Origin of the sequence: Porphyrobacter sp. YT40 (assembly GCF_006542605.1) — a bacterium.
Taxonomy (GTDB): domain Bacteria; phylum Pseudomonadota; class Alphaproteobacteria; order Sphingomonadales; family Sphingomonadaceae; genus Erythrobacter.
Map to the genome: position 1 here is coordinate 1909833 of NZ_CP041222.1, position 19477 is coordinate 1929309.

Sequence of the window (19477 nt, forward strand, 5' to 3'; positions counted from 1 at the left end):
TCCTCACGATCGGTGTTGCCACACCTCTTGCGGGGCCGCAGCGCAATGTCGAGCAGATTATCCCTCCGCGCTGTCGGCAAACCTCGCCGCATCCTCCTGCTTTTCGGGGCGGATATAGATCGAGGAGAGTTCGGGAATCGCGGCTTTCAATTCGGTCTCGAGATGCTCGATCAGCCGCTCGCCGTCACCCATGGTGATGTGGTCCTCGATATCGGCGCTGATCGCGACGAAGATCTTGCGCGGCGAGCTGTGGACAGTGCGAACGTGATTGACCGCGGTGATCCAGTCCTTCGTCTCGACGATCGCACGCACCTGCCGGATCGTCGCGACATCGGCCGCCTCGCCGATCAGCAGACCCTTGGCCTCGCGCGCGAGGATCACCGCGACCATCGCCAGGATCACGCCGATCGCCATCGACGCGATGCCGTCGAGTTCGGGCGCGTTGTAATAGTGGCTCGCCCACACGCCTGCCCCGGCGGTTGCCAGCCCTGCCAGCGCCGCCGAATCCTCGAACATCACCACGAAGACGGACGGGTCCTTCGAACGCATGATCGCGGTCCACCATCCGGTGTCGCCCTTGCTCGCGGCGAATTCGCGCACCGCGATCACCCAGGATGTGCCCTCGAGCAGAAAGGCCACGCCCAGCACGATGTAATTGATCGTCGGATCGTGCAGCGGCTCGGGGTCGTAATAGTGGATGTAGCCTTCATAGGCGGACACGCCCGCCCCGACCGCGAAGATCAGGATCGCGACGACGAAGGCCCAGAAATAGAGCTCGCGGCCATAGCCGAAGGGATGCGCGGCATCGGACGCACGGTCGGCGCGGTGCTCGCCATAGAGCAGCAGCACCTGGTTGAGACTGTCGACCACCGAGTGGATGCCCTCGGACAGCATCGAGGACGAGCCGGTGATCCCCGCAGCGACGAATTTCGCGATGGCGATGCCGAGATTGGCGGTCAGCGCTCCGAACAGGACGATGTGCTCGCGAACATAGGCGACAAGGGTCATCGTCTCTCTCCGGCTTGGGCGGTTCAGGCCCGCGCCCAGCCTTTGCTGGCAGGTTCGAGGCTGTCGAGGAATTTCTCCGCGCTCTCCAGATATTCCGCCTGTTTGGCCTCGCCCATACGGTCCCATGTCGCGTAGATGCGTCCGATGCGGTGATTGCTTTCCAGCCGATCGCGGTTGCGGTCCATGAAATGCCAGTAAAGCGGGTTGAACGGACAGGCGCCCTCGCCGGTTTTCTTGGAAACCTTGTAACGGCACTTGCCGCAGTAATCGGACATCTTGTTGATGTAGTTCCCGCTCGCCGCATAGGGCTTGGTCGCGAGCCTGCCACCGTCGGCATAGAGGATCATGCCCGCGACATTGGGCAGCTCGACCCATTCGAAGGCATCGGCATAGACCACCAGATACCAGTCGGCGACCGCTTGCGGGTCGATCCCGGCGATCAGGCAGAAATTGCCGAGCACCATCAGTCGCTGGATGTGGTGGGCGTGGGCATCCTCGCGGGTGGTGCGGATGCAATCGGCAAGGCAGCGCATGTCGGTCTCGCCCGTCCAGAAGAATTCCGGGAGCGGGCGGTGCGCATCCAGTTCATTGGCCTCGGCCAGCCCCGGCATCTGGTGCCAGTAGAACCCGCGCACATATTCGCGCCAGCCGATGATCTGACGGATGAAACCTTCTACGGAATTGAGCGGAGCCGTGCCCTTTTTATAGGCAGCCTCGGCGCGCTCGCACAGTTCGAGCGGGAGCAGCAGCCCGATATTGATGCTGGTCGAGAGCATCGAGTGGTAGAGATCGTCCTCCCCGTGCACCATCGCGTCCTGATAGGGGCCGAACTTCTCCAGCCGCCGCGCGAAGAAGGCATCGGCGGCTTCCAATGCCTGTTCGCGCGTCACCGGCCAGCCGAAGGGTTCGAGGTCGCCGAAGTGATCGGCAAAGCGCTTGCCGACGAGGGCGATCACCTCTCTGGTGATATCGTCGGGATCGAACTTGGGCGCGGGGGGCGGGTTCATCCCGTCCTTGGGCGGCTCGCGGTTCTCGGCGTCGTAATTCCAGTCGCCGCCTTCAGGCTTGTCGCCGTCCATCAGCAGGCCCGTCTTGCGGCGCATTTCGCGGTAGAAATACTCCATCGTCAGATGCTTGCGCCCTGCCGCGAAGTCGCGGAATTCGGCGTGGGTGGCGATGAAGCGGGTGTCGGGGCAGATGGAGACGGGGCAGGGGAAACGGTCCGCCCACTCTTCCATCGCCTGCTGGACGCGCCACTCGCCGCTTTCGGTGACGCGGATTTCGCGGGGGGAGTGGCGTTCGATCGCGCGCGCGACTTCGCCAGTGAAGCTGCCGGTGCTGTCGGGATCGTCGAGCATCACGTAATCGACCGTGAAGCCCTCGGCGCGCAGGCCTTCCGCGAAGTGGCGCATTGCCGAGAAAATGAGGACGATCTTCTGCTTGTGGTGCTTCACATAGGTCGCCTCGTCCCACACCTCCATCATCAGGATGACGGCGCTTTCGGGGTCGAGGTTTTCAAGGCTGGAGAGCGAACGCGAGAGCTGGTCGCCGAGGATCGGCACGAGAACGGGAGAGGTCATAGGCAGGGTTACGCGCGAGCGCCCGGTTGGTTTCTAGCGCGCTTCCTCCAGCGCGCGGGTGGCAGCTTCGGCGAATTCGGGGTGGTTGAGCATCGAGGTCAGCAGCATCCGCGCCACATCCGCCTTGCCAGCGCGCGCCAGAGCGACCGCATAGGCATAGCGGAAATCGGCCACCCCGGCATTGGCGACAAAGGCGCGGCCCAGCCGGTCGATCGCGGCATCGGGCGGGGTGAGGCCCTGCTCGATCCACGACTGGTAGGACAGCGCGGCGGCGAGCGGCTGCGTCTGCGGATCGGCGGCGAGCGGTTCGAGCAGCGCGCGCACCGCGTCCCACTCCTCCGGCGCGGGCTCGTCGGCAGCGCGCACCAGCCGCCCGAGCATGATCTCGGCCTTCAGCCGCCGCGCCTGCGCATGATCGGGAGCGAGCGCCAATGCGCGGTTGACCGCGCGCCACGCCTCGGCATCGGAATAGCGATTGGCGGTGACGATCAGCTCGCCATTGGCAAAGCCGAACCCGCGCATCAGCGGTACCCCGCCGAAATCCGCGGCCTGCACCCGGGCGAATTCGGCGGCGGCATATTCATACCACACCGGCGCGCTGTCGGTGAATTGGGCGGTGAGCGCCGACAGCTTGCCCGAAACCGCCTCGCGCCGCTTGTCGAGCAGGCGTTCGATCCGAACTTCGACCAGCGCCACTTCATCGGGCGACATCGGCGTCGTGGTGACGACGACAGGCGCGCGGGCGGGGAGCGTCACGCGGCGCATCGGCACGGTGCGCGCGCTTTTGCGGCGAGAAATTACTTTGGCGAGAGCCTCGGCATCGCCCAGCGCCTCGGCCGCGACCTCCATCGGCGCGCCGGAGACATAGGCATCGAGATAGCGCGCCAGCACGCCGCGCTGTTCGGGCTCGATCAGCAGCGGCGCGACCATCGCGGCACTGGTCTCGTAAAAGCGATCGAAGGCGGCTTGGTCCTCCGGACTCGTTCGGGCGGCGAGCGCCATGCGCAGATCGGCAATCGAGATGTTACGGCGGCGCGCAATGGCCGGAGGCGGCTCGCCGAGGATGAAATCACCGTTTTCGTCGCGCCAGGTGGTGCGGAAGAAATCGCTGAAGCCGTAACGCACCCACACGGCATGGGGCCGGAAGAACTTGTGGCTGAGGTGATACCCGCCGAGGTAGAACAGCACGTCTCCCGCCCGCTGCCGTGGGTCGCGGCCACGGTCATAGGCGACATAAGCGACCGGCACTTCCGCGCCGCCCGCGCCCACGCCGCTCAGCCGCAGATCGGTGACGCGGCTCACCTCGCTGGCATTGCCCGCAAGATAAAGCTCCAGCTTGCGGCCCGGCGTGGTCTCACCCGGCAGGACGATATCGAGAACCTCGCCGAAATCCTCGAGATATTGCACCAGCGCGGCCAGCTCTGCCTCGCTCATTTCGGCGTGGACGACATAATGCTCGCTTTCCGCGCGCAGCCAGTCGGCGGCGCTGGCGGGGAGGGCGAGGCACAGGGCGATCAGCAGGACGGCAAGGCGACGGATCATGGCGCCCACGATAGCGGCGGCCAAGCCCCTGTAAAGCCGCCGGTCAGACGAAGGAATAGGGGTCGATATCCACCCCCACGCGCACGCCGGGGGCGAAGTTCACCGCCCCGATCCAGTCGCGCAGCACCGCCTGCACATTGGCGCTGCGCCGCGCGTTCACCAGAAAGCGATAGCGATAGCGCCCGCGCAGCAGCGCCAGCGGGGCAGGGGCGGGGCCGAGGATCTGCACATCGTCGAGCCGGGGCCGGACATCGCCGAGCCGCACCGCCGCCTCGCGCGCTTCCTTCTCGTCTTCGGAGGACAGGATGATCGCCGCCCAGCGCCCGAACGGCGGGGCGCCCGCATCGCGGCGGCCTTGCGTTTCGGCGGCGTAGAAACCGTCACGGTCGCCGCTCGCCAGCGCGGCGATTACGGGAGCATTGGGGTGGCGGGTCTGGATCAGCACCTCGCCCGGCTTGGCCCCGCGTCCGGCGCGCCCCGCCACCTGCGCGATCTGCGAGAAGGTGCGCTCTCCCGCGCGCAAGTCGCCGCCTTCAAGGCCGAGATCGGCATCGACCACGCCCACCAGCGTCAGATCGGGGAAGTGGAAGCCCTTGGTGACGAGCTGCGTGCCGATAATGATGTCGATCGCCTTGGCCTCGGCCCTTGCGATGAATTCCGCCGCACGGTCGGGCGTGTTGAGGGTGTCCGACGTCGCCACCGCGACCCGCGCTTCGGGGAAGAGATCGGCGACTTCCGCCGCGATGCGCTCCACGCCCGGCCCGCAGGCGACGAGGCAGTCGCTTTCCCCGCATTCGGGGCAGGCATCGGGCACCCGCGTCTCGAAGCCGCAATGGTGGCAGGCGAGGCGGGCGGAGAGGCGATGTTCGACCAGCCATGCGCTGCACGAGGGGCACTTGAAGCGGTGCCCGCAATTGCGGCACAGGGTCAGCGGGGCATAGCCGCGGCGGTTGAGGAACAGCAGCGATTGCTCGCCCTTGTTCAGCCGGTCGCGCAAAGCCTCAATCAGCGGCCCGGCAAGCCAGCGCTGGCTCCCCGGCTTTTCCTCGGTGAGATTGATGAGCCGCACGTCCGGCAGGCTCGCGCCGCCGAAACGGGCAGGTAGGTCGAGCTTTTGATAGACCCCGATCTCTGCCATGTGCAGGCTTTCAAGCGCGGGGGTAGCGCTCGCCAGCACCACCGGCACGCCTTCGAACCGCGCACGCATCACTGCCACGTCGCGGGCGTTGTATCGCACGCCATCATCCTGCTTGAAGCTGATCTCGTGCGCCTCGTCGACCACGATCAACCCGAGGTTTGCATAAGGCAGGAACAGCGCCGAACGCGCGCCGACCACGACCTGCGCCTCACCCTCCGCAATCGCCCGCCACGCCCGCCGCCGCTCGGTCGATTTCAGCGAGGAGTGCCACAGCACCGGCTTGGCCCCGAACCGCGCTGCAAACCGCGCGAGGAAGTTTTCGGTCAGCGCGATTTCGGGGAGCAGCACCAGCACCTGCCGCCCCTGCCGGATCGCCTCGGCAACGGGTTCGAAATAGGTTTCGGTCTTGCCCGATCCGGTTACCCCGTCGATGAGGAAGGGGGCGAAGGCCTTCGCCCGCACCGCCTCCACCAATGTCCCTGCCACCGTGGCTTGCTCTTCCGACAGGTCAGGCAGGTGAAAATCGGGATCGGCGGGCGGGTAGGGGCGGTCGATGTTCACCGTCACCGGCTCGATCACGCCTTGGTTGACAAGGCCCCGCAGCACGCCTTCGGAGACCCCGGCAATCCCCGCCAATTCGCGCATCGTGCCCTGTTCGCCCGCCAGCGCCTCGATCGCGGCGAGGCGCTGCGCCGTCATGCGTTCGGGGACGCCGCCGGTGAGGCGATATTCGGTCATCGTTGCCGGCCCGCCCAGCGCCCCGCCGCTCGAGAGCGCCATGCGCGCCACGGCCGCCAGCGGCGCGCAGTAATAGTCCGCCGTCCATTCGATCAGCCGCCGCAGGGGCGCGGGCAGCGGCGGGACGGGCAGCACCTCGAAAATCGGGCGCAGGCGCTCGAAGGCGATTGCGTCGCCGGGCAACCGGCCTTCGTCCCACACGATTCCCGTCACCTTGCGCGGGCCGAGCGGCGCGATCACCACGCTCCCGGCAGGCGCGTCCACGCCCTCGGGCAGGCGGTAATCGAGCGGGCCGAGCGCGGCATTCAGAACAAGGAGGCGAACGCGGTTCATCTTGGCGTTATATGGGGAGAGGCATAGGCCAAGGGCAAGCATGGAGACCCGATCAATGACCGCAATTGTCACCGCCCGCCCCACCCGCCGCGCGCTGCTCTCCGGAGCGGCGGGCCTCGGCGCGATCGCTCTCTTGCCGGGCTGCGCCACCACCGGCGGGTTCAGCATGGTCGAGGCGGTGCGCCGTCTGCTGCTGCTCGCAAGCGAGAATGCCTTCGCGCGCCTGACCGCGCCGGGCGGGTTCTGGGACGAGCAGGTGGCGCAGCTCGGCCTCGCCGACCTGCTCGGCACGCGCGGCGATGTGCTTTCGCGCATCCTGACCTCGGCGCTGGTCAAGGATCAGCTGGAGGAGCGCTTTGCCGAATATGCGATCGACGCGAGCTTCCGCGCCGCGCCGGTGGTGACCGACGCGATCCGGCTGATCGGCTTCGAGAACGCGATCGATCTGGTGCGCGGCGGCCCGACCGCGGCGAGCAGCTATCTGCGCGGCGAGGTCGGCCCGGCGCTGCTCGATGCGATGGTGCCCGAACTTGGCCAGGCGATCCGCGTGAGCCGCGATCCGGTGATCGGCCAGCTGCTCGGCGCGCTCACCGGTATTGATGCGGCAGGCGTGGCCGACCGCTTCGGGCGCGCGGTCGACGATGCCATCTGGGGCGAAATCGCACGCGAGGAAGGCGCGATCCGCGCCAACCCTGAAAGCACCCGCGATCCGCTGCTGATCGGCGTGTTCGGGCTCGGCCGCCAGATCTAGAAGCGGTAGGTGAACACCGTCTGGAACACGTGGCTGGTGCGGTTCGGCCGGTCGCCGCGCGGGAGCTCCAGCAGCCAGTAATTGCCGCCGATCTCGACTGTGTCGCTGACCTTGTAGGCGACGCCGGTCAGCGCGCGCCATTGCTCGGTCGATGCGCCTTGCCCGCGCTGGCGGCCCTGAAGCAGCCCAAGCCACTCGCCGCCCACCTGCGCGCGCAAGCCCTTGCCGAGCGGCTGGGTGTATTGCACCCGCTGGCGCAGCCGCAGCTCCACCCGGTCGGCGCCGTCGAAGAAGCGTTCCTCCAGCCGGGTGCGGAATTCGAATCGGCCTCGGCTGAGCGTGACCTGCTGGTGCGGCCGGATTTCGGTGAGGCCGCCCGCCTCGAACACCGCTCCGCCGCCGCCGATCCGCAGGCCCTCGGCCACGGTCCGCTCCATCGTCACACGGATTGTCTGCTGTTCGTCGCCGCGCGCGTCCTCGCGCCAGCGGTGGCTGCCATCGATGGTGAGCCGTGTGCCTTCGGCAATGTCGCCGGTGAGGTTGAAGACATGCCACAATTGCACATCTTCATCCTGCGCCCGCGCTTTCGACGGTTGCCAAGCCGCCAGTGTAGCGGCAAGCAGCATCGCGAAACGCATGGGCATCCGTGTCATGCCCGTCCCCTAAGCCCAGCCATGCCCGCCGGCCATCGCAAAAATACTGGAGTGACCTGATGAAATTCTTCGTCGACACCGCCGAGATCGAGCCGATCAAGGAACTCGCCGCCACCGGCCTGCTCGACGGGGTGACCACCAATCCCTCGTTGATCGCCAAGTCGGGGCGGGATTTCATGGAGGTGACCAAGGAAATCTGCGGGATCGTCGATGGCCCGGTCAGCGCCGAAGTGGTCGCATTGGATCACGCGACGATGATGAAAGAGGCCGAAGTGCTGCGCAAGATCGCCGACAATGTCTGCATCAAGGTGCCGCTGACGGTCGATGGCCTGAAAACCTGCAAGGCGCTGACGGGTGAGGGCACGATGGTCAATGTGACGCTGTGCTTCTCGGCCAATCAGGCGCTGCTGGCGGCAAAGGCGGGCGCGACCTTCATCTCGCCCTTCGTCGGGCGGCACGACGACAACGGCTTCGACGGGATGGACCTGATCGAGGACATCCGCCTGATCTACGACAACTACAACTTCGCCACCGAAATTCTCGTCGCCAGCGTGCGCCACACCACCCATGTGTTGCAAGCCGCCAAGATCGGCGCTGACGTCATGACCGCGCCGCCCAAGGTGATCCACGACCTGTTCAAGCACGTGCTGACCGACAAGGGGATCGAGGGCTTCATGGCCGATTGGGCCAAGACGGGGCAGAGCATCCTCTAAGCTATGGCCGACCAGTCCCCGCTCGATCTGTTCAAGCAGGCGCTTACCGGCGCGAGCCGGGCGATCGCGCGCGATCCGGAGGTCGAGGTCGCGTGGAGCGCGGATGTGCCGGGCTCTGCGGGCAACCGCTTCCGCGTGCCGCTGCCGGGGCGTGACTTGCCGCAGGATCAGGTGACCGAGGCGCGCGGCTTTGCCGACTCCTTCGCCTTGAAACTCCGTCACCACGATTCCGCGCTCCACGCCAAGGCCGCGCCGCCCGAACCGATTGCGCGCGCCTGTTACGACGCGATCGAGCAGGTGCGTTACGAGGCGCTGGGCGCGAACCGTTTCGGCGGGATGAAGGCCAATCTCGACGCCGCAACCGAACTGCGCACCGCCTCCGACAAGATCGTGCGTGCGCAGAATTCCTCCGAAGTGCCCTTGCAGACCGCGCTCGCGCTGCTGGTGCGCGAGGCGCTCACGGGCGAGGCCGTGCCCGCCAAGGCGCAGGGCGGGATCGAGCTGGTGCGCGACTTCCTCGAAGAGAAGGTCGGCGGCGATTTTGCCGCGCTGGCCGACACCATCGCCGATCAGGAAGCCTTCCAGAAGCTCGCGCTCGATATGCTGCGCGAACTCGACCTGACTCGGCCCACCGAAAACCCCGATCAGTCCGACACCGACGACGCCGATGATGACGACGCGCCCAGCGACGAGGATCAGGGCGAGGACGAAAATCAGGGCGAGGGCGATCCGCAGAGCGCCGAAATGGCGGGCGAGATGGCCGAGGGCGAAGGCGAGGGGGAGCAATCCTCCGACACCCAGGCCGACAGCGACATGGCCGACGGCGAGCCGGGCGACGACAGCGACGCCGCCAATGCCCCCGTCCGCCCCAACCGTCCGCAGGCCGAGGTGCCCGCGAGCGTCGACTACAAGGCCTTCACCACCCGCTTCGACGAGGAAGTCGCCGCGCCAGACCTGTGCGATTCCGAGGAACTCGACCGGCTGCGCGCCTATCTCGATAGCCAGCTGACCGGATTGCAAGGCGTCGTGACGCGCCTCGCCAACCGCTTGCAGCGGCGGCTGATGGCGCAGCAGAATCGCAGCTGGGATTTCGATCAGGAAGAAGGCGTTCTGGATGCCGCGCGCCTCGCCCGGGTGATCATCTCGCCCGGCACCGCGCTGTCATACAAGGTCGAGCGGGACGTCGAGTTCAAGGACACCATCGTCACCCTGCTGATCGACAATTCCGGCTCGATGCGCGGGCGGCCGATCTCCATCGCCGCGATCAGCGCCGACATTCTGGCGCGCACGCTCGAACGCTGCGGGGTCAAGACCGAGATCCTCGGCTTCACCACCCGCGCGTGGAAGGGCGGCCAGTCGCGCGAGGCGTGGCTCGCCGACGGCAAGCCCGCCAATCCGGGTCGCCTCAACGACTTGCGCCACATCATCTACAAGCAGGCCGACGAGCCCTGGCGCCGCGCGCGCCGCAATCTCGGGCTGATGATGCGCGAGGGTCTGCTCAAGGAAAACATCGACGGCGAGGCGCTGATCTGGGCGCATTCCCGCCTGCTCTACCGCCCCGAGGAACGCCGCATTCTGATGGTGATCTCCGACGGCGCGCCGGTGGACGATTCGACGCTGTCGGTGAACTCTGCAGGCTATCTGGAAGCGCACCTGCGCTCGGTTATCGAATGGATCGAGAAGGTCTCCCCTGTCCAGCTGGTCGCCATCGGCATCGGCCACGATGTGACGCGCTACTACCGCCGCGCGGTGACGATCATGGACGTGGAGCAGCTTGGCGGCACGATCATGGAACAGCTCGCCGAACTGTTCGAGGATGAGAAGGGCGTGAGGAAGCGGTGAGCGCAGGCGGCGAAGGCCTGTTTCTCGGACTCGGCATCATGCTGGCGGCGGGAGGGATCGGGGCCATCATCCGCCCTTCCGCCTTGGTCAAGGAGTCCCGCCGCAACCGCGATGCCCGCCTGCGCGAACTCGATGCCGGCGCGCCCGAACGGTTCTTCGAAGAGCGCCGCGAGCTGGAAGCCTACACCCCGCGCTTCGATCTGGAGCACCGCACGCTTCGTCGGTTTGGCGGCCTGGCCGTGGCGCTCGGCGCTCTGTGTATCGCTGCCAGTGTGATGTGAACACGACACTCGCCCGAATTCCGTCCATCGTCCACGAAACACCATTGACCGCAGGCCCGGCTTCAAGGATGTCTCGCGCATCACCCAGTTGAGGGGCGAGGGTCGCTTGATACACACATTGCTGGTGCTGCTGATGCAGCCCGTCGCCGAGCCAATGTCCGGGGCCGTCGAGGCTGCTCCGGTCGATGCTGCCGCTGTCGAAGCAGCCACTCCGATGGATGCGTCCGAAGCCGCACCAGAACCCGCACCCGCACCGCTGCTGCTCCCCAAGACCACGCCGCTGACCATCGCGATCGATGCCGAACTCGGCTCCAAGATCAGCGCCTCCGGACAGAAATTCCCGATCCGCCTTGCCAAGCCCGTCGAAGTCGACGGGATCGAAGTGCTCCCCGCCGGGATCGTCGGCGAGGGCGAGGTCGTCCACGCCAAGAAGGCCGGAATGGCCGGGGCGGCGGGCGAGCTGGTGCTGGCGGCGCGTTATCTCGAGCATGACGGGCGCCGCATCGAGCTGCGCAGCTTCCGCTTTTTCGACGCGGGTGACGAGACGCTGTCCAAGGGGCAGGACAACACCGGCGTCTCCAATGTCACCACCGCACTCGCCGGGCCGATCGGCTTTCTGATCGGCGGCGGCAACACCAATGTCCTGCCGGGCACGCTGGCCAGCGCCAAGACCCGCAACGACGAGACTTTCGAGCGTCCCGCGCAGGGTGTGCCTGCCGGACAAGCGCTCTCTAACGGGGAGGAAATGCCATGAAGAAATTGCTGACCGCCGCGGTGCTTGCCGCGGCCTCGCCGCTCGTTCTGAGCGTCGCCGCACCGGCCGCAATGGCCGAGGACAAGGCCGACACCCAGCTCGAAATCCCCACGCCGCCCGAAGGCAAGGGGCAGGTGCTGTTCTACCGCACCGGCGGCCTCAGCGGCGCGGCGCTGGGCTGTGCGGTGTTCGATGTCGGGGCTGAGGACAAGCTCTCCTCGCTCGGCGCGGGCAAGTATTTCGTGCTCGTCTCCGATCCCGGCCCGCGCAGCTTCACCGTGAAGTCGCTCGAGACCAAGGACGCGCTGACGCTCGAGATCGAGGAGGGCGAGACCCAGTTCGTGCGCTGCAAGATCAAGACCGGCTTCATGTCGGGCCGCGCCGATATCGCGCCGAGCACCGAGAAGGAGTTCCGCGAAAAGCACAAGAACCCCAAGATGGTCGACGCCGAGGATATGTCCGAGGCGGTGCGCCAGACCAACTATCCGGGCTGATCCTTTCTGAGCCTTACGTGCGGGCCGCTAGCGAATATGTCGCTTGCGGCCCGTTTGCTTGTGCCGGAAGGCGCGAGGCCATGATCCCTTGCCAGCGAGAGACCCGTCCATGAACGTCACCGAAGCCGTCACCACCCGTCGCTCGATCCGCGCCTTTCTCGACACACCGGTCGATCTGGCGACGCTGACCCGCGTGATGGACACCGCGCGCTGGGCGGCTTCGGGCTGCAATTACCAGCCGTGGGAAGCGAGCATCGTGACCGGCCAGCCGCTCAAGGACTTGCAGGCGAAGATGATCGCCGAGGGGCCCAGGGCGGCGGAGTATGACTGGGCGGCTCCGGGGCAGGAGGAGACTTACAAGAAGCGGCTCGATGCGGTCTCGGCGGGGATGTTCGGGGCGATGGGGATCGCGCGCGATGACGGCGCGGGGCGGATGGCGGCGATGGCGCGCAACACCACCAGCTTCGATGCGCCTGCGGTGATGTTCGTCTACTTCCCGCGGCTGATGAAGGAACCGCAATGGTCGGATGTGGGGATGTGGCTCCAGACCGTCGCCCTGCTGCTGCGCGAAGAGGGGCTCGATTCCTGCTGGCAGGAATACATGGCGATCTTCGCGAACACGATCCGCGATTTCCTCGGCCTCGATCATGAGCGCTACATGTTCTTCTGCGGCATGGCGATCGGCTACCGCGACCCGGATGCGCCGGTGAACAATTTCGAACGCCAGCGCGTGCCGCTGGAAGAGCACGTCAAGTTCATCGGGTTTGAATAATTTCCGTCACCCCAGCGGAAGCTGGGGCCGGGTGCCGCACGCGCCGTGTTCGCCGCCAGCGATCCCGGCTTGCGCCGGGACGACGGAATAGGGCAAAGGCCCCGCCCATGACCGATACGCCCCTCAAACTTTTCAACTCGCTCACCCGCTCGCTCGAGGTGTTCGAGCCCGTCCATCCGGGCGAGGCGCGCGTCTATTCCTGCGGGCCGACGGTCTACAACTACCAGCACATCGGCAATATGCGCGCCTATGTGTTCGCCGACACGCTGGGGCGGACGCTCCAGTGGAAGGGCTACAAGCTCACCCACGTCATCAACATCACCGATGTCGGCCACCTCACCTCCGACGCGGACGAGGGCGAGGACAAGATGGAGCGCATGGCCGCGCGCGAGGGCAAGAGCGCGTGGGACATCGCGAAGTTCTATCAAGAGGACTTCGAGGCTGACCTCAAGCGGCTCAACGTCCAGCCCAAGCAGCACCCGCGCGCGACCGAGTATGTCGAAGCGATGATAGCATGGGGCAAGTCAATTGCCGACAAGCATTGCTACGAGCTGGAGAGCGGGCTCTATTTCGATGTCTCGACCGTCGCCGATTATGGCCGGCTGGCCCGCGCCGTGACCGAGGACGGGGAAGGCCGGATCGAAAGCGTCGAGGGCAAGCGCAACGCCGCCGACTTCGCGATCTGGCGCAAGACCCCTGCAGGCGAGACGCGGCAGATGGAATGGAATTCGCCGTGGGGCCGGGGCGCGCCGGGATGGCACCTCGAATGCTCGGTGATGGGCGAGGCGCTCTTGGGCTTTCCTTTCGACATCCACACCGGCGGGATCGACCACCGCGAGATCCACCACCCCAACGAGATCGCGCAGAACCAGGCCTTTTGCTGCACGAATGGCCTCGACGATCCGCGCAATTCGGGCGCGAAGATCTGGATGCACAACAATTTTCTGGTGGAACGCTCGGGGAAGATGTCGAAGTCCTCTGGCGAGTTCCTGCGGCTGCAATTGCTGGTCGACCGGGGGTATCATCCACTCGCCTACCGGCTGATGTGCCTGCAAGCGCATTACCGCTCGGAGCTGGAATTCAGCTGGGAGGGACTGGGCGCGGCGCTGACGCGGCTCAAGCGTATGGTGATGGCTGTTGAGCAACTCAAGGCCCGTCATGCTGAACTTGGTTCAGCATTCATCGCCGATGCGGGCGCGGAGCGTGCGGAAGGATGGACCCTGAAACAAGTTCAGGGTGACGATTGGGGGAAATTGGCACCTGCGCTGGAGAAATTCGACGCGGCGATTGGCGACGACCTCAATACGGCCATCGCGCTCACGGCGCTTGATGATGTGCTGGCGGCCAAGAAGGTCGATCTGGCTAAGAAGGCTACCCTTGCGAAAGCCATGGATGCCGTTCTCGGCCTAAACCTGTTCGACCTCACCCGCGCCGACCTGCGCATCCGCCCTAAATCCGCGACCATCACCGAGGCCGAAATCGAAGCCGCGCTCGCCCGCCGCAAGGAAGCGCGCGCCGCCAAGGACTTCGCTACCTCCGACGCGATCCGGGATGAACTCGGCGCGGCTGGCGTCGAGGTGATGGACGGCGATCCGCTCGGCTGGGAGTGGAAGCTCGGCTAGGCCGCCGCCGGATTGTCCGGGCGCGGGCGGCACAGCCAGCATACCAGCGAAAAACGCGCGGTGGCGAAATCGTCACCCGGCAGGTGGATCGGTTCGACCTCGTGCGGCGCGAGCGAGGGGAAGGCCACCAGCCGATCGTGCTGCGGCGTGATGGTCCGGCGCTCATCGCCGACCAGCCCGTACATCACCAGATCGCCGCCCGAAAACGCCCGCGGTTCGGCCATGAGGTAATAGACCAGGCTCAGCACCCGGTCCGATGCCGACAGCGCGCGCTTGGGCCCCGTATGTGTGTCGATATGGCGTTTCAGCCGATGCCCGTCGCGATAGGCGGTCAGATCGAAATCGGACAGTTCGAGGCCGAAACTCTCGCATCCCGTCTCGGCCCGCAGCCGGGCGGCGACCTCTTTCAACCCGGCCGCGAAGGGTTCGAGCACCGGCTCGGGATCGCCCCTGAACGACAGCGACTTGCGGAACCCCTCGAGCGACCGGGAGCCGCCATAGTGATACTGCGCCGAAGGCTCGAATTCGGCCTCGTGCCCGATCACGAATTCGCGCATCCGGGCCGACACCTCCGGCCCGAGAAAATCGTCGATGATACAGACCGGCAGCAGCATGGCGCGGGCTGTCACAAGCCGGGTCTCGCCTGTCAAGCCGCTTGCGCCCTCTGGCCGTGCGCCTGCGAAGGCATTAGGGAAGGCCGCATGACGACGCTCGCCCTGTCCGGACTGATCCGCCCGATGCTCGAACCGCGCCTGCCCGAAGGCCTCGATGTGCGCTGGTTCATGACCCACGAGGAATCGCTGGAGGCGGTGAAGGGCGCGGAGATCGGCTGGTTCGACTCCAACAGCAAGGAAGCCATGGCCGAAACGCTGCGCGCGGCGACCGATCTGAAATGGCTCAACTCGATCTATGCGGGCCTCGATTTCCTGCCGATGGACGTGCTGATCGAGCGCGGGATCACCGTCACCAACGGGGCGGGGATCAACGCCATCACCATCGCCGAATATGTGGTGATGGGGATGCTCAACATCGCCAAGGGATACCGCGAGGTGGTGCGCGCGCAGGAGCGGCACGAATGGCTGCTCGACAGTCCGGGCAAGCGCGAGCTGGCGGGGTCAAAGGCGCTGCTGCTTGGTTACGGCGCGATCGGGAAACTGATCCAGCCGCGGCTCCAAGCCTTCGATGTCGATGTCACGGTGGTGCGGCGCTCGCCCGGTGAAAACACGCTCGGCCCCGATGGATGGCGCGCGCGGCTGGGCGAATTCGACTGGGTGATCCTCGCCGTCCCCGCTACGCCGGAGACCGACGGGATGATCGGCGCGGCGGAACTCGCGGCGATGAAACCGGACGCCGTGATCGTCAATATCGCCCGCGGCGCAGTGATCGACCAGCCCGCGCTGATAAATGCCCTGGAGAAGAAGGCGATCGGCGGCGCGTTTCTCGACGTGACCACGCCCGAACCGCTGCCCGCCGACCACCCGCTCTGGTCGCTGGAGAATGCGCATATCTCGATGCACCTGTCGGGCCGGGCGCAGGACAAGATGTTCATCCGCTCGGGCGACCGCTTCCTCGAGAACCTCGACAAATATCTGCGCGGCGAGCCCGTCGCGCCGGTGTTCGATCCCCGGCTGGGCTACTGATCGCAGCCCCGGCGCGGCTTGGCGCTTTTCTGCAATACAAGGGCGCCTTTGCGGTCCATCACACCCTGCCAGCCGAGGGGCTGCGCTTTGCAATGGGGGGATTGCGAGCATGAGCGACACCAAGAAGGCATCGGACCTTTTCATCGAATGCCTTGAGGCCGAGGGCGTCGAATATATCTTTGGGGTGCCGGGGGAAGAGAACCTCGATTTCCTCGAAAGCCTGTCGAAGTCCGAAAAGATCAGGCTGATCCTCACCCGGCACGAACAGGGCGCGGGCTTCATGGCAGCGACCTACGGGCGGCACACCGGCAAGACCGGGGTGTTCCTCGCCACGCTCGGCCCCGGCGCGACCAATATGGTCACCGCGGTCGCCTATTCGCAATTGGGCGGGATGCCGACGCTGGCGATCACCGGGCAGAAGCCAATCAAGAAATCGAAGCAGGGCCGCTTCCAGATCCTCGACGTGGTGGCGATGATGAGCCCGATCACGAAGTACGCGCACCAGCTGGCGAGCGCCGACAACATCCCCAGCCGCGTGCGCGAGGCGATAAGGCTGGCCGAGGAGGAAAAGCCCGGCGCCGTCCATCTCGAATTCCCCGAGGATATTGCCGAGGAGCACACCACCAGCCGGCCGCTCGCCCCCTCGATTGCGCGGCGACCTTCCGCCGAGCAGAAGGCCGTGCGGCACGCGGTGCTGGCGCTGGAGCAGGTCAAGGCCCCGATCCTCGTCATCGGTGCGGGTGCGAACCGCAAGATGACCGGGCGGATGCTGCGCCAATTCATCGACAAGACCGGCATTCCCTTCGTCACGACCCAGATGGGCAAGGGCGTCGTCGATGAACGCCATCCGCTCTTCCTCGGCTGCGCGGCGCTCTCTGCGGGCGATTTCGTCCACCGCGCGATCCAGGATGCGGACTGCATCGTCAACATCGGCCACGACGTGATCGAAAAGCCGCCCTTTTTCATGCAGCAGGGCGGGCCGACGGTGATCCACGTCTCGACCCGCACGGCGGAGGTCGATCCGGTCTATTTCCCGCAAGTGGAGGTGATCGGCGACATCGCCAACGCGATCTGGCAGATCAAGGAGGACATCGTGCCCCAGGGCCGCTGGGATTTCCGCAGGATGCTGGAATACCGCGCCGCCGAAGTCGCACATACCGCGCCGCTCGCCGCCGACACGCGTTTCCCGATCTTCCCGCCACATCTGGTGGCGCAGGTGAGGGGGGCGATGCCCGAGGACGGGATCATCTGCCTCGACAACGGGGTCTACAAGATCTGGTTCGCGCGCGGCTATACCGCCTACCTCCCCAACACCGTGCTGCTCGACAATGCGCTCGCGACGATGGGGGCGGGGCTGCCGAGCGCGATGATGAGCGCCATGCTCTACCCCGAGCGCAAGGTGATGGCGATCTGCGGCGACGGCGGATTCATGATGAACTCGCAGGAGATGGAGACCGCCGTCCGGCTGGGCCTCAATCTCACGGTGCTGATCCTGCGCGACGATGCCTACGGGATGATCCGCTGGAAGCAGGCCAACATGGGCTTTGCCGATTTCGGCCTCACCTATGGCAACCCCGATTTCGTCAAATATGCCGAAAGCTACGGCGCGACCGGCCACCGGGTGACGTCGAGCGAGCACCTTACCGACCTGCTGGCGCATTGCCGCGACACGTCCGGGGTGCACCTGATCGATTGCCCGGTCGACTACAGCGAGAACGACCAGATCCTGAACCACGATATCAAGCGGTTGAGCAAGGAGCTTTGATCTTTTGTCATCCCCGCGAAAGCGGGGACCCAGGGGCGGCTATGGAGAAGACCTATCACGTCTACATCCTCGCAAGCGCTCGCAACGGGACGCTCTATGTCGGTGTCACCTCCGACCTCCCAGCGCGAATCTGGCAGCACAGGACCGGAGCCGTCCCCGGCTTCACGAGCCGTTATCGCGTGCATCGGCTTGTCCATATCGAGGCGTTCAACGATGTGAACGAAGCGATATTGCGCGAAAAGCGGATCAAGAAATGGCGGAGGTCATGGAAGCTCGAATTGATCGAGCGGAACAATCCGCAATGGCTCGATCTTTTTGAACGGATCAACGCCTGATCGCCCCTGGGTCCCCGCTTTCGCGGGGATGACATTTCTCTTGGAGAGATCCCGTGAAGCTGAAGGACACTTACCCGCTCTACCTCAACAACAAGCCGGTGCAGCCCAACACCGATCTCGAGGTCACGGACAAATACACCGGCGAGGTCGCGTTCCGCACCGCGCTGGCGATGCCGGATGTGATCGAGGAGGGGATTGCAGGTGCGGTGCGCGCGGCCGAGCCGATGGCGCGGCTCGCTTCCTACGAAAAGCAGAACGTGCTGATGCACTGCGTCAGCCGCTTCCGCGAACGCTTTGACGAACTCGCCAATGCGCTATGTGTCGAGGCGGGCAAGCCGATCAAGGATTCCGAAGGCGAAGTCACCCGCCTCATCGACACTTTCCGCATCGCCGCCGAGGAAGCGGTCAGGAACTACGGCGAGGTTCAGCCGCTCGACATCTCCGCGCGGGCCAAGGGTTACATGGGGATGTGGAAGCGCGTGCCGATCGGGCCGTGCAGCTTCATTTCGCCCTTCAATTTCCCGCTCAACCTTGCCGCTCACAAAATCGCGCCGGCGATCGCGATGGGGTGTCCCTTCGTAATGAAGCCTGCCAGCAAGACCCCGCTCGGCGCGCTGATCATGGGCGAGGTGCTGGCCGAATGCGACATCCTGCCCGAAGGCGCGTTCAGCATCCTCCCCGCCAGCCGCGACGGGGCGGATCTGTTCACCGAGGATGAGCGGCTGAAGCTGCTCTCTTTCACCGGATCGCCCGGAGTGGGCTGGGAGCTGAAGGCCAAGGCGGGCAAGAAGAAGGTGATCCTCGAACTCGGCGGCAATGCGGCGGTGGTGATCGACAAGGATGCCGATCTGGAGGATGCGCTGGAGCGCGTGATCTTCGGCGCTTTCTACCAGTCGGGCCAGTCCTGCATCGGGGTGCAGCGCATCCTGATCCATGCCGAGGTCTACGACCGCTTCAAGGACATGCTGGTCGCCAAGACCAAGACGCTCGTGGCAGGCGATCCCAAGGAGCGCGACACCTTCATCGGCCCGATGATCTCCAAGGGCGAGGCCGAGCGGCTGAAGGGCTGGATCGACGAGGCGGTCGATGCAGGCGCGACCCTGCTGTGCGGCGGCGGGCTGTCACGCGGCAACATGCTTGAAGCGACGCTGCTCGAAGGCGTGCCCGAAGGCGCCAAGGCGCGCGACGAGGAAGCCTTCGGCCCGCTCGCGATCCTCCAGAAGTTCGACGATTTCGATGCCGCTCTGGAAGAGGTCAACAATTCGCGCTTCGGCCTTCAGGCGGGGATCTTCACCCGCGACCTGTTCCGGATGTTCGACAGCTGGGACCGGCTCGACGTGGGCGGCGTGGTGATCAACGACGTGCCCAGCTACCGGGTCGACAACATGCCCTACGGCGGGGTGAAGGATTCGGGCCTCGGCCGCGAAGGCATCCGCTTCGCGATGGAGGACATGAGCGAGATCCGGAACCTGATCGTGCGGCGGACCTAGTCACCCCTCCTCTTGAGAGGAGGGGC

Annotated in this window: 18 protein-coding genes; 12 read left to right on the top strand and 6 right to left on the bottom strand. The window is 65.8% G+C overall.

Translation table 11 applies throughout. The annotated features are described in order from the left end of the window. Window positions 1-57: 57 nt before the first annotated feature. The 4 genes from E2E27_RS08850 to E2E27_RS08865 are packed head-to-tail and all read right to left on the bottom strand — an operon-like array spanning window position 58 to window position 6339. Window positions 58-1008 (bottom strand): cation diffusion facilitator family transporter, encoded by a 951-nt coding sequence (locus E2E27_RS08850; protein WP_141458597.1) that lies wholly within the window; start codon window positions 1006-1008, stop codon window positions 58-60. A 23-nt stretch (window positions 1009-1031) separates the two neighbouring features. Further along, window positions 1032-2588: a cryptochrome/photolyase family protein gene (locus tag E2E27_RS08855; RefSeq protein WP_141458598.1), complete on the bottom strand. Its 1557-nt coding sequence runs from the start codon at window positions 2586-2588 to the stop codon at window positions 1032-1034. Between the two features lie 33 nt (window positions 2589-2621). After that, window positions 2622-4130 carry a hypothetical protein gene (locus E2E27_RS08860; RefSeq protein ID WP_141458599.1) on the bottom strand — a complete coding sequence of 503 codons (1509 nt, stop codon included), beginning with the start codon at window positions 4128-4130 and terminating at the stop codon, window positions 2622-2624. A gap of 43 nt (window positions 4131-4173) precedes the next feature. Continuing rightward, a complete protein-coding gene (locus E2E27_RS08865) occupies window positions 4174-6339 on the bottom strand; it encodes a primosomal protein N' (protein WP_141458600.1) in 2166 nt (721 codons plus the stop codon). A gap of 55 nt (window positions 6340-6394) precedes the next feature. Here E2E27_RS08865 and E2E27_RS08870 point away from each other — a divergent pair, with 55 nt between their 5' ends. After that, window positions 6395-7090, top strand: a complete 696-nt coding sequence (locus E2E27_RS08870) for a DUF4197 domain-containing protein (RefSeq protein WP_141458601.1) — start codon at window positions 6395-6397, stop codon at window positions 7088-7090. Here the strand turns inward: E2E27_RS08870 and E2E27_RS08875 are convergent. After that, a complete protein-coding gene (locus E2E27_RS08875) occupies window positions 7087-7743 on the bottom strand; it encodes a DUF2490 domain-containing protein (protein ID WP_141458602.1) in 657 nt (218 codons plus the stop codon). The genes E2E27_RS08870 and E2E27_RS08875 overlap by 4 nt on opposite strands. A gap of 59 nt (window positions 7744-7802) precedes the next feature. Here E2E27_RS08875 and fsa point away from each other — a divergent pair, with 59 nt between their 5' ends. The 7 genes from fsa to cysS all read left to right on the top strand — a co-directional run bounded on the left by fsa (window position 7803) and on the right by cysS (window position 14221). Beyond that, on the top strand, window positions 7803-8456 hold the full coding sequence (fsa, locus tag E2E27_RS08880) for a fructose-6-phosphate aldolase (protein WP_141458603.1): 654 nt from the start codon (window positions 7803-7805) through the stop codon (window positions 8454-8456). Between the two features lie 3 nt (window positions 8457-8459). Next, a complete protein-coding gene (gene cobT, locus E2E27_RS08885) occupies window positions 8460-10298 on the top strand; it encodes a cobaltochelatase subunit CobT (RefSeq protein ID WP_141458604.1) in 1839 nt (612 codons plus the stop codon). Then, entirely contained in the window at window positions 10295-10579 is a 285-nt protein-coding gene (locus E2E27_RS08890; RefSeq protein ID WP_141458605.1) for a hypothetical protein, read from the top strand. The genes cobT and E2E27_RS08890 overlap by 4 nt, the downstream gene beginning before the upstream one ends. A gap of 154 nt (window positions 10580-10733) precedes the next feature. After that, window positions 10734-11333: a hypothetical protein gene (locus tag E2E27_RS08895; protein WP_141458606.1), complete on the top strand. Its 600-nt coding sequence runs from the start codon at window positions 10734-10736 to the stop codon at window positions 11331-11333. Continuing rightward, entirely contained in the window at window positions 11330-11827 is a 498-nt protein-coding gene (locus E2E27_RS08900; RefSeq protein WP_141458607.1) for a hypothetical protein, read from the top strand. The genes E2E27_RS08895 and E2E27_RS08900 overlap by 4 nt, the downstream gene beginning before the upstream one ends. A 109-nt stretch (window positions 11828-11936) precedes the next feature. Next, on the top strand, window positions 11937-12599 hold the full coding sequence (locus E2E27_RS08905; protein WP_141458608.1) for a nitroreductase: 663 nt from the start codon (window positions 11937-11939) through the stop codon (window positions 12597-12599). A gap of 107 nt (window positions 12600-12706) precedes the next feature. Beyond that, complete coding sequence (gene cysS, locus E2E27_RS08910) at window positions 12707-14221, top strand: cysteine--tRNA ligase (RefSeq protein WP_141458609.1); 1515 nt, start codon at window positions 12707-12709, stop codon at window positions 14219-14221. On the opposite strand, the gene E2E27_RS08915 is transcribed toward cysS, so the two are convergent. Continuing rightward, entirely contained in the window at window positions 14218-14835 is a 618-nt protein-coding gene (locus E2E27_RS08915) for a 2OG-Fe(II) oxygenase (RefSeq protein ID WP_141458610.1), read from the bottom strand. The two genes, cysS and E2E27_RS08915, sit on opposite strands and share 4 nt — an antisense overlap. 87 nt (window positions 14836-14922) lie before the next feature. Here E2E27_RS08915 and E2E27_RS08920 point away from each other — a divergent pair, with 87 nt between their 5' ends. The 4 genes from E2E27_RS08920 to E2E27_RS08935 all read left to right on the top strand — a co-directional run bounded on the left by E2E27_RS08920 (window position 14923) and on the right by E2E27_RS08935 (window position 19451). Continuing rightward, window positions 14923-15861 carry a D-2-hydroxyacid dehydrogenase gene (locus E2E27_RS08920; RefSeq protein ID WP_141458611.1) on the top strand — a complete coding sequence of 313 codons (939 nt, stop codon included), beginning with the start codon at window positions 14923-14925 and terminating at the stop codon, window positions 15859-15861. 109 nt (window positions 15862-15970) lie between these two features. Then, complete coding sequence (locus E2E27_RS08925) at window positions 15971-17626, top strand: acetolactate synthase large subunit (protein ID WP_141458612.1); 1656 nt, start codon at window positions 15971-15973, stop codon at window positions 17624-17626. Window positions 17627-17667: 41 nt separating this feature from the next. Continuing rightward, a complete protein-coding gene (locus E2E27_RS08930) occupies window positions 17668-17961 on the top strand; it encodes a GIY-YIG nuclease family protein (RefSeq protein WP_141458613.1) in 294 nt (97 codons plus the stop codon). Between the two features lie 53 nt (window positions 17962-18014). Then, a complete protein-coding gene (locus tag E2E27_RS08935; RefSeq protein ID WP_141458614.1) occupies window positions 18015-19451 on the top strand; it encodes an aldehyde dehydrogenase family protein in 1437 nt (478 codons plus the stop codon). Window positions 19452-19477 lie beyond the last annotated feature (26 nt).

Bases quoted from the DNA above. Each gene is read 5' to 3' on its own strand.
- cobT (WP_141458604.1), top strand. From the start codon at position 8,460: ATGGCCGACCAGTCCCCGCTCGATCTGTTCAAGCAGGCGCTTACCGGC.
- E2E27_RS08915 (WP_141458610.1), bottom strand. From the start codon at position 14,835: ATGCTGCTGCCGGTCTGTATCATCGACGATTTTCTCGGGCCGGAGGTG.
- E2E27_RS08920 (WP_141458611.1), top strand. From the start codon at position 14,923: ATGACGACGCTCGCCCTGTCCGGACTGATCCGCCCGATGCTCGAACCG.
- E2E27_RS08865 (WP_141458600.1), bottom strand. From the start codon at position 6,339: ATGAACCGCGTTCGCCTCCTTGTTCTGAATGCCGCGCTCGGCCCGCTC.
- cysS (WP_141458609.1), top strand. From the start codon at position 12,707: ATGACCGATACGCCCCTCAAACTTTTCAACTCGCTCACCCGCTCGCTC.
- E2E27_RS08855 (WP_141458598.1), bottom strand. From the start codon at position 2,588: ATGACCTCTCCCGTTCTCGTGCCGATCCTCGGCGACCAGCTCTCGCGT.
- E2E27_RS08850 (WP_141458597.1), bottom strand. From the start codon at position 1,008: ATGACCCTTGTCGCCTATGTTCGCGAGCACATCGTCCTGTTCGGAGCG.
- E2E27_RS08895 (WP_141458606.1), top strand. From the start codon at position 10,734: ATGTCCGGGGCCGTCGAGGCTGCTCCGGTCGATGCTGCCGCTGTCGAA.
- E2E27_RS08860 (WP_141458599.1), bottom strand. From the start codon at position 4,130: ATGATCCGTCGCCTTGCCGTCCTGCTGATCGCCCTGTGCCTCGCCCTC.
- fsa (WP_141458603.1), top strand. From the start codon at position 7,803: ATGAAATTCTTCGTCGACACCGCCGAGATCGAGCCGATCAAGGAACTC.
- E2E27_RS08925 (WP_141458612.1), top strand. From the start codon at position 15,971: ATGAGCGACACCAAGAAGGCATCGGACCTTTTCATCGAATGCCTTGAG.
- E2E27_RS08875 (WP_141458602.1), bottom strand. From the start codon at position 7,743: ATGACACGGATGCCCATGCGTTTCGCGATGCTGCTTGCCGCTACACTG.
- E2E27_RS08900 (WP_141458607.1), top strand. From the start codon at position 11,330: ATGAAGAAATTGCTGACCGCCGCGGTGCTTGCCGCGGCCTCGCCGCTC.
- E2E27_RS08870 (WP_141458601.1), top strand. From the start codon at position 6,395: ATGACCGCAATTGTCACCGCCCGCCCCACCCGCCGCGCGCTGCTCTCC.
- E2E27_RS08930 (WP_141458613.1), top strand. From the start codon at position 17,668: ATGGAGAAGACCTATCACGTCTACATCCTCGCAAGCGCTCGCAACGGG.
- E2E27_RS08905 (WP_141458608.1), top strand. From the start codon at position 11,937: ATGAACGTCACCGAAGCCGTCACCACCCGTCGCTCGATCCGCGCCTTT.